Raw genomic sequence first — 9,052 nt, forward strand, 5'->3', positions numbered from 1 at the left:
GCGGGCTTGCCCCGCGATGGCTCGATCAGGCTACCGCAAGGTAATGCTTGACGAAGGTCTCGCTCAACACTTCCCACAACACCGGCGTGCCCTTGGTCACGAACCAGACATCACCTGCCTTGTAACGGGTCACCTGCCCGGTGGACTCATCAGTCAGCTGGATCTCCCCGGTCACGATCACGGCCTGTTCACTGAACGGGTAGACCATGCGGAACTTGCCCTGGGTGGTACCAAAGTAAGCGCTGCTGACCGGGTCGGTCGGCGCGCCGTGGGTCATCTTGCCGTAGCACTTGACCTCGCCTTCGAGAATGGTCGAACCCAGGTCGGCAACAGTGCCCCAGGCATCGAGTTCGGACAGTTGCACACCCTGGCGGACGGCGGTAAGGGTCATGGTGGTTCTCCTGGTCAGTTCAAAAAGGCTCAACGGCGGCCGTTGAAGAAGCCCGACAGCTGATGCACGGTCTTGCCGGCGGTCAGCAGCAGTGGGCGAATGTGGTCCTTGCCGAGGATGCGCGCGTGCTTGACCGAGCTGATCAGGTCGTAGCGGCTGGAGCCTTCGCTCATGCCTTCGGCGAGGATCTTGCAAATGATGTGGCTGGGGGTGACGCCAAAGCCCGAATAGCCCTGCACGTAGAAGGCGTTGGGGCGGTTGCTCAGGGTGCCGAGCTGCGGGAACAGGTTGGCGCTGGTGGCCATCGGGCCGCCCCAGGCGAGGTCGATGCGCACGTCCTTGAGGTACGGGAAGATCTTTAGCATCAGGTTGCGGTTCCACGCCTTGAGGTCTTTCGGGATGTGCTCCACGAAAGGCGTGGCGGCGCCGAACAGCAGGCGGTTCTCGCGGGTGACGCGGTAGTAGTCGATCACCGGGCGGATATCGCTGTAGGCGCCGCGGATCGGGCTGATGCGCTGGATCAGTTCATCCGATAGCGGTTCGGTCATCAGCTGGAAGGCGTAGGTGTTGACGGTGCGGGCGTGCAGCTCGGGTTCGAGCTTGTTGAGGAAGCTGTCGCAGGCCCACAGCAGTTTGCTGGCCTTGACCGAGCCACGGCCGGTGCGCACGCTGATGCGCTCACCGTAGTGCACTTCCAGCGCCGGGCTGTGCTCGAAGATCCGTGCGCCATGGCCCACCAGGGCCTGGGCTTCGCCGAGCAGCAGGTTGAGCGAATGCACGTGGCCGCCGCCCATGTGCAGCAGGGCGCTGCTGTAGGCGTCGGAGCCGATGATCTGCTTGACCTCGGAGCCGCCCAGGAAGCGGATCTCGTCCTTGCCGTTGATCGCCTTGAAGTCTTTCTCCCAGGCGCGCAGGGTCTTTTCCTGGCGGGCGTTGAAGCCCATGTAGCCGTAACCGTGGCAGAAGTCGGCGTCGATGGCGTAGCGGGCGATGCGGTCCTTGATGATGCCGGCGCCCAGTTCGCTGATCTCGAAGATCTCGCGCAGGCCCTGTTCGCCGACGCTGCTCTTGATCTTTTCCAGGTCGTGGCCGATGCCGGCCATGATCTGCCCGCCGTTGCGCCCCGTGCCGCCGAAGCCCAGGTAGCGGGCTTCGAGCACGACGACATTGGTGATGCCTTTTTCGGCCAGCTCCAGGGCCGTGTTGATGCCCGAGAAGCCACCGCCGATCACTACCACATCGGCTTCGATGTCGGCTTCGAGGGTGGGGAAGCTGAGGTTGTATTTTTTGGTCGCGGTGTAATAGGTGGGCGTTTCGATGTTGATCATGGCGCAGCCTGGACAGTTGGAATTGTTAGGAAGCAGGGCTTGCACAAGCGCTGGCTGTGGCAGCTATTGGGCACCTAACGAGCGGTAGGTGTCTTGCCTGAGTGTGCCAGGGATTTGATTCTGTGTGACGGGGGGATGTGGTGGGCTTGAGACCGTATGTCGCCCGCGATGTGTATGCCGAAAGGGTTGTAGCGCCTATGAGATCGAGCGCCGCCCGCGCGGCGCATCGCGGGGCAAGCCCGCTCCCACATTTGTTTCGGGCCAGTCTTTCCTGTGCCATCACCTGGTCCGCCTTGTTGGTACGACGCGGTTCTGGCGTGGTCGCTAACGCTGCTTCACCTGACTCAAGACATGCACCAAGGCGGGCAGCGGTACTTTCACAGGACTCATTGGCCCGAAACAAATGTGGGAGCGGGCTTGCACCGCGATGCGCCGCGCGGGCGGCGCTCGATCTGATAGGCGCAGCACATCTTTCGGCGAACGCGTCAGTAAACCCCACCCTGGGCAGTCGTATTCACCACACCTTCCTTGAATGCTCCCGCCAACCGCTGCAATCCGCGCATCAACACGGTGGTATCCACCCCTACAGCAACAAACGCAGCCCCCAGCTCGATATAACGCCGCGCCAGTGTCTCGTCGGCACTGAGAATCCCCGCCGCCTTGCCAGCCCGGCCAATCCGCACGATGGCGTCTTCGATAGCCGCCTGCACTTCGGGATGCCCCGGATTGCCCCGGTGCCCCATGGCCGCGCTCAGGTCCGCCGGCCCGATGAACACCCCATCCACACCATCAACGGCGCAGATTTGGTCCAGGTTTGCCAACCCCTCGCGGTTCTCGATCTGCACCAGCAGGCACACCTGCTCGTCGGCCAGGTCCAGGTAACCGGGGATGCTGTTCCAGCGCGAGGCCCGGGCCAGGGCACTGCCCACACCGCGCACACCGTACGGCGGGTAGCGCACCGCACGCACCAGCTGGCGGGCCTGCTCGGCGCTTTCGACCATGGGCACCAGCAAGGTCTGGGCGCCGATATCGAGCAACTGCTTGATCAGCGCGGTATCGCCAACCACCGGCCGCACCACCGGCTGGCCGGGGTAGGGCGCCACGGCCTGCAACTGGCCGAGCAGGCTGCGCAGGTCGTTGGGCGCGTGTTCGCCGTCGAGCAGCAGCCAGTCGAAACCGGCGTTGGCCGCCAGTTCTGCGCAATACGGGTCGGCCAGGCCTAGCCACAGGCCGATCTGCGCCTGGCCGCTGCGCAGGCGTTGCTTGAAGGTGTTGATGGGCATGTCCATGGGCGGTCCTCAGACGAAACGGCAGGCAATCGAGCCGAGCTGGTCGTAGTCGACATGGAAGGTGTCACCGGGACGGGCAGCCACCGGGCGGGTGAAGGAGCCACCGAGGATGATCTGCCCGGCCTCAAGGCCCACGTCATAGGCGGCCAGTTTGTTGGCCAGCCAGGCAACGCCCTTGGCCGGATGGTTGAGCACGGCGGCAGACACCCCGGATTCCTCGATCACGCCGTTGCGGTAGAGCACCGCCGGCACCTTGCGCAGGTCGATGTCGCCGGGCCGCACGGCGCGCCCGCCCATGACCACGCCGGCATTGGCGGCGTTGTCGGAGATGGTGTCGAACACCTTGCGGGTGGCACCGCTGTGCGGGTCGACCTGCTGGATCCGTGCGTCGATGATTTCCAGCGCCGGGATCACCCACTCGGTGGCGTCGAGCACATCGAACAGGCTGACGTTGGGGCCCTTGAGCGGCTTGCCGAGGATGAAAGCCAGCTCCACCTCGACCCGCGGCACGATGAAGCGCTCGAAGGGAATGTCGCTGCCTTCGTCGAACAGCATGTCGTCGAGCAGCGCGCCGAAATCCGGTTCGGTGATGTTCGAGGAAACCTGCATGGCCCGTGAAGTCAGGCCGATCTTGTGGCCGACCAGCTTGCGACCGCTGGCGATCTTTTGCGCAACCCAGGCGCGCTGGATGGCGTAGGCGTCCTCGATGCTGATCGAGGGGTGCTCCAGGGAGAACTGACCAACCTGTTCGCGGCTGCGTTCAGCCTGGTCGAGGCGGGCGGCGGCTTGCTGGATGATGTGGGCGTCGAGCATTGAAGACCTCAGGAATTCCGGTTGAACAGGGGGTGCAGGCTGCTGTGCTTGGCGTCGTACACCTGGGCCTGGCTTTCGTCGATCTGCAGGGTCACGCCGACCGGGCGTTTTGCCAGCAGCGGGTCGAGGTGGCGGCGCAGCACGGCCAGCAGGTTGTCGCCGACCTGCTGGTGCACCGTGGCGCTGCGCCCGCTGCCCATGCGCAGGTTGGCGTAGACGAAGCCGTAATTGCCCTGGCCATCGGCGATCGCCGCGTGGGCGGCGGGGTAGGCCAGCACCCGGGTGCCGCCGGTAGGGAACACCTGACGGGCGTTTTCGTCGCGTTGTTCGAGCATGCAGTCGGCCAGGGCGCGGCACAGGCCGGGCAGGTCGGCGTCGGCTTCGATATCCGGGCTGTAGAGCAGGACCAGATGGGGCATGGCGCGCTCCTTACAGGCGGCTGGTGGAGGTGACGCCGGCCGGGTTGGAGGCCTGGGCGGCGGGGATGGTGCTGCCATCCTGAGGGGTGACCGGGAAGATCGCGTTGATCTGGCCGGTGCCGGACGAGCCGAAGTAGGGCGTGACCACTTCGGCTTTACCGTCGTACTTCGACCAGCCCAGGGCGCCGAGCAGCATCGCGGTGTCGTGCATGAAGCCTTCGCCGTGGCCCTTGACCGCGTACTCCGGCAGCATCGCGCAGAAGTCGGCCCAGTCGCCGTCCTGCCACATCTGCACCACGCGATGGTCGAGGGTTTCCAGGAACGGGCTCCACACCTTGGTGGCAAAGTCCGGGGCCTGGCCGTTCTGGGCGAAACGGTGGGACAGCGAGCCGCTGGCGAGGAAGGCCACGGTGCCGTCGTAGTGGTCCTCGACCGCCTTGCGCATGGCCCAGCCCAGGCGGGCGCTGTCGTTGAGGTAATGCGAGGTGCACAGCGCCGAGACCGAGACCACCTTGAAGTGCTGGTCGGTGTTCATGTAGCGCATCGGCACCAGGGTGCCGTACTCCGGGGCGAGCGTGGTGGCGTCGTGGGCCATGGTTTCCACGCCCAGGCGGTTGCACTCCTCGGCCAGGATGCGCCCGAGTTCCGGGTTGCCGGGGAAGCCGTAGTTCATGTTGGCGATGAAGTGCGGCAGTTCGTTGCTGGTGTACAGGCCTTCGAAATGCGCGGCGCAGTTGATGTGGTAGTTGGCGTTGACCAGCCAGTGGGTGTCGAACACCACCAGGGTGTCGACGCCCAGTGCGCGGCAGCGCCGGCCGATTTCCAGGTGACCGTCGATGGCCGCCTGGCGAAAGCCCTGGCGCGGGCCGGGCAGTTCCGACAGGTACATCGAGGGTACATGGGTGATCTTGGCGGCGAGAGCGAGTTTGCCCATGGGAATCTCCTGTGATTGTTGTTGTGGCCGAATCGCGGGGCAAGCCCGCTCCCACGATGGCTGCATGGAACCTGTGGGAGCGGGCTTGCCCCGCGATGGCGTCAGACGCCCCAGCGCGGAATGTGGTGGCTACCCATGGAAATACACACGTTCTTGATCTCGGCAAACACCTCGAAGCTGTACTGTCCCCCTTCGCGGCCAGTCCCGGAACCCTTCACCCCACCAAACGGCTGACGCAGGTCGCGCACGTTCTGGCTGTTGATGAACACCATCCCGGCCTCGATGCCCCGGGCCAGACGATGTGCCTTGCCGATGTCCTGGGTCCAGATATACGAGGCCAGGCCGTATTCGGTGTCGTTGGCCAACTGCAGCGCCTCGGCCTCGTCCTTGAACGGGATCAGGCACGCCACCGGGCCGAAGATCTCCTCCTGGGCGATGCGCATGCGGTTGTTCACATCGGCGAACACCGTGGGCTGGATGAACTGCCCCTTGGCCAGGTGCGTCGGCAGGCCCGCCGGGCGCTCCAGGCCACCGGCCACCAGGCGCGCACCTTCCTCGATGCCGATGCGAATGTAGCCGCTGACCTTGTCGTAGTGCTGCTGGGTGATCATCGAGCCGACCTGGGTTTTCGGGTCGGTCGGGTCGCCGACGATCAGGCGCCGGGCACGGGCAGCGAACTCGCTGACGAAGCGCGGGTACACGCTCTCCTGGATGAAGATGCGGCTACCGGCGGTGCAGCGCTCGCCGTTGAGCGAAAAGATGGTGAACAGCGCGGCGTCCAGGGCTCGGTCCAGGTCGGCGTCTTCAAAGATCAGCACCGGCGACTTGCCGCCCAGTTCCATCGAGTACTTTTTAAGCCCCGCGGTCTGCATGATCTTCTTGCCGGTGGCGGTGCCGCCGGTGAAAGAGATGGCGCGTACGTCCGGGTGGCGCACCAGGGCATCGCCGGCGGTGGCACCGTAGCCCTGGATCACGTTGAGCACACCGTTGGGGATGCCGGCCTCGACCGCCAGGCGGCCCAGCTCGTTGGCGGTCAGCGGCGACAGCTCGCTCATCTTCAACACCGCCGTGTTGCCCAGCGCCAGGCATGGCGCGGTCTTCCAGGTGGCGGTCATGAACGGCACATTCCACGGCGACACCAGCCCGCACACGCCGACCGGCTGGTACAGGGTGTAGTTGAGCATCTGGTCGTCGACCGGGTAGCTGTGGCCGTCCATGCGCGTGCACACTTCGGCGAAGAAGTCGAAGTTGTGCGAGGCGCGGGGGATCAGCACGTTGCGGGTCTGGTGGATCGGCAGGCCGGTGTCGAGGGTTTCCAGCTCGGCCAGTTGCGGCACGTTCTGGTCGATCAGCTCGCCGAGGCGGCGCATCAGCCGGGCGCGCTCCTTGGCCGGGGTGTTGGCCCATTTCGGGAAGGCCTCTTTCGCCGCGGCCACGGCCTGGGCGACTTCCTCGGCGCCGCCGCTGGCCACTTCGCCGATGGCTTCACCGGTGGCCGGGTTGTAGTTGATGAAGGTGTCACGGCTCTCGACTTCGCGGCCGTTGATCCAGTGCTTGATCATGTTCATGCCTCTTGGGTTTTACGGGCGAAGAACTCGGCTTCGCTGACGATACGGTTGACCAGGCGGCCGACGCCTTCCACTTCCACCACCACTTCATCGCCCGGCACCACGTCGGCCAGGCCTTCCGGCGTGCCGGTGGCAATCATGTCGCCGGGCTGCAGGGTCATGAAGCTGGAGAAGTATTCGATCAGGTAGGGGATGTCGAAGATCATGTCGGCGGTGCTGCCTTCCTGCTTCAGCTCGCCGTTGATCCAGGTGCGCAGCTTCAGGTTCGACGGGTCTGGCACATCGCTGGCATCGACGATCCACGGGCCGACCGGGGTGGTGGCGTCGCGGTTCTTCACCCGCAGGTTGGGCCGGTAGTAGTTCTCCAGGTAGTCGCGGATGGCGTAGTCGTTGCACACCGTATAGCCGGCCAGGTAGGCGAGGGCGTCCTCGCGCTTGACGTCGCGCGCCGGCTTGCCGATCACCGCCACCAGCTCGCACTCGTAGTGCATGTACTTGACGTTGTCCGGGCGCCAGGTGACCTGGTCGTGGCCGGTGTAGGTGCCGGGCGACTTGATGAACGCCAGCGGCTCGGTGGGCGGGGTGAAGGCCAGCTCGGCGGCGTGGTCGGCGTAGTTCAGGCCCAGGGCGAACATGCTGCCGGTGGCCGGTGGCAGCCAGGTCACCTGGTCTTGATGCACCAGGCGGCCATCGGCCAGGCGCAGGTGGTCGTCTTCGACCGTGACGGCGTGGACCTGGCCGTCGAACTGGATACGGGCGTGCTTCATGGGGCGAGCCCTTGTTCGGCGACGATGGGGTTGGTCAGCTGGCCGAGGCCGTCGATCTCGACGCTTACGCGGTCACCGGGCAGCACATCGACGCGGCCTTCCGGGGTGCCGGTAATCAGTACGTCGCCGGCATGCAGGGTCATGAACTCGCTGATTTCGGCGATCAGCTGGGCCACGCTGCGCACGCAGTTGGCGGTGTTGTTGTGCTGGCGCAGTTCGCCGTTGACCCACAGGCGGATGCCCAGCGCGTCGGGGTTGCCCACCTGCGCCGCCGGCACCAGCTCCGGCCCCAGCGGGCAGAAGCCGTCGCGGCACTTGGCCTTGACGGCCGGGCGGTAATAGCTGTCTTCGGGCAGGCTGAACTCGTTGACGATGGTGTAGCCGGCCACGTGCTCGAGGGCGTTTTCGACGCTTACCCGACTGGCGTCCTTGCCGATCACCACGCCCAGCGCCGGGCCAGGCTGCAGGCGCTCGACTCCCGCAGGGTAGGTAACTGCCTGGGCATGGCCATTGCGGGTATTGGGGGTCTTGATGAACAGCACCGGCTTGACCGGCGGCTGTTGGTACGGCGCTTTCTGGAAGGACGCCAGGTGCTGCTGCAGCAGGCCCTGGTAGTTCAGGGCAACGCCGAACAGGCTGCCGGTGGCGACCTCGTGCAAGGCACGGCTCATGCTTTTCTCCTGCGGAAGGCGAAGCGCCCGGGGACGCTTCATTGCGTTTTTGTTAATGTGTTAGCGTTATAATTAAGATGTTAACGATCGTCAAGGCATTCCCCGCTCGCCGGGCAGTGCTACGATGCATCGCCCGGCCTGTTCCACCGGTACGAGAACAACAATGAAAGAACGACAGCCGATCCCCAACATCAACATCGGTCAGGTCTACGACCAGCGCTACAGCGACAGCGAGGTGCACTACGACCGGCTCGGCAACCTGGCCGGCTTTTTTGGTCGCAACATGCCGGTGCACCGCCATGACCGCTTCTTCCAGGTGCACTACGTGAAGACCGGCAGCGTACGGGTGTACCTCGACGAACAGCGCTACCACGAGGCCGGGCCGATGTTCTTCCTCACCCCGCCGACCATCCCCCATGCCTTTGTCACCGAGGCCGACGCCGATGGCCATGTGCTGACCGTGCGCCAACAGCTGGTGTGGCAACTGCTGGAGGCCGAGCCCGGGCTGATCAGCGCGCCGCGCCTGCAACCTGCGTGCGTTGCCCTGGGGCATTTGCAAGGGCAGGCGCGCGAAGAGGCGCATCGGCTGGAGCAATTGTTCGACCTGCTCGGCAGCGAGGTCGGCCAGGGCCAGGCGGGGCAGGGCACCGCCCTGCAGGACCTGGCGCGGCTGGTGATGATCAGCCTGCTGCGGCTGTGTGCCAACTCGCTGGAGGCGATGCCGGCGCGGCACGAGGACTTGCAGCTGTTCCACCGCTTCAACGAGCTGATCGAGCGCCATTACCTGGAACATTGGGCGTTGCCGGCTTACGCCACGGCGCTGGGCGTGACCGAAGCGCGGCTGAATGACGTGTGCCGGCGCATCGCCGACC

At 65.2% G+C, this 9,052-nt stretch carries 10 protein-coding genes; 1 reads left to right on the plus strand and 9 read right to left on the minus strand.

What is annotated here, in order from left to right; genetic code table 11:
- Positions 1-25 precede the first annotated feature (25 nt).
- The 9 genes from ACO6VM_RS27330 to ACO6VM_RS27370 form a co-directional block, all read right to left on the minus strand.
- A complete protein-coding gene (locus tag ACO6VM_RS27330; RefSeq protein WP_422404066.1) occupies positions 26-391 on the minus strand; it encodes a cupin domain-containing protein in 366 nt (121 codons plus the stop codon).
- 29 nt (positions 392-420) lie between these two features.
- Positions 421-1,719: an NAD(P)/FAD-dependent oxidoreductase gene (locus ACO6VM_RS27335; protein WP_422402832.1), complete on the minus strand. Its 1,299-nt coding sequence runs from the start codon at positions 1,717-1,719 to the stop codon at positions 421-423.
- A gap of 485 nt (positions 1,720-2,204) precedes the next feature.
- Positions 2,205-3,008 (minus strand): 4-hydroxy-2-oxoheptanedioate aldolase, encoded by an 804-nt coding sequence (gene hpaI / locus ACO6VM_RS27340; RefSeq protein WP_422403277.1) that lies wholly within the window; start codon positions 3,006-3,008, stop codon positions 2,205-2,207.
- Positions 3,009-3,017: 9 nt separating this feature from the next.
- Positions 3,018-3,821, minus strand: a complete 804-nt coding sequence (gene hpaH / locus ACO6VM_RS27345) for a 2-oxo-hept-4-ene-1,7-dioate hydratase (RefSeq protein ID WP_125858560.1) — start codon at positions 3,819-3,821, stop codon at positions 3,018-3,020.
- Positions 3,822-3,829: 8 nt separating this feature from the next.
- Positions 3,830-4,240, minus strand: a complete 411-nt coding sequence (locus ACO6VM_RS27350; protein ID WP_401057303.1) for a 5-carboxymethyl-2-hydroxymuconate isomerase — start codon at positions 4,238-4,240, stop codon at positions 3,830-3,832.
- Positions 4,241-4,250: 10 nt separating this feature from the next.
- The gene (hpaD, locus tag ACO6VM_RS27355) at positions 4,251-5,174 is read right to left on the minus strand and encodes a 3,4-dihydroxyphenylacetate 2,3-dioxygenase (protein WP_258706536.1); all 924 of its coding nucleotides are present in this window, start codon (positions 5,172-5,174) and stop codon (positions 4,251-4,253) included.
- Positions 5,175-5,275: 101 nt separating this feature from the next.
- Positions 5,276-6,736, minus strand: a complete 1,461-nt coding sequence (gene hpaE, locus ACO6VM_RS27360; protein ID WP_390970447.1) for a 5-carboxymethyl-2-hydroxymuconate semialdehyde dehydrogenase — start codon at positions 6,734-6,736, stop codon at positions 5,276-5,278.
- 2 nt (positions 6,737-6,738) lie between these two features.
- The gene (locus ACO6VM_RS27365; RefSeq protein WP_422403276.1) at positions 6,739-7,509 is read right to left on the minus strand and encodes a fumarylacetoacetate hydrolase family protein; all 771 of its coding nucleotides are present in this window, start codon (positions 7,507-7,509) and stop codon (positions 6,739-6,741) included.
- Positions 7,506-8,180: a fumarylacetoacetate hydrolase family protein gene (locus ACO6VM_RS27370; RefSeq protein WP_422403275.1), complete on the minus strand. Its 675-nt coding sequence runs from the start codon at positions 8,178-8,180 to the stop codon at positions 7,506-7,508. The genes ACO6VM_RS27365 and ACO6VM_RS27370 overlap by 4 nt, the downstream gene beginning before the upstream one ends.
- Before the next feature lie 163 nt (positions 8,181-8,343).
- Here ACO6VM_RS27370 and hpaA point away from each other — a divergent pair.
- Positions 8,344-9,052 (plus strand): 4-hydroxyphenylacetate catabolism regulatory protein HpaA (gene hpaA / locus ACO6VM_RS27375; RefSeq protein ID WP_422404067.1); only part of this gene is annotated, 709 nt, incomplete at its 3' end.

It is taken from the genome of Pseudomonas sp. GZD-209, from assembly GCF_049310485.1.
GTDB lineage: Bacteria > Pseudomonadota > Gammaproteobacteria > Pseudomonadales > Pseudomonadaceae > Aquipseudomonas > Aquipseudomonas sichuanensis.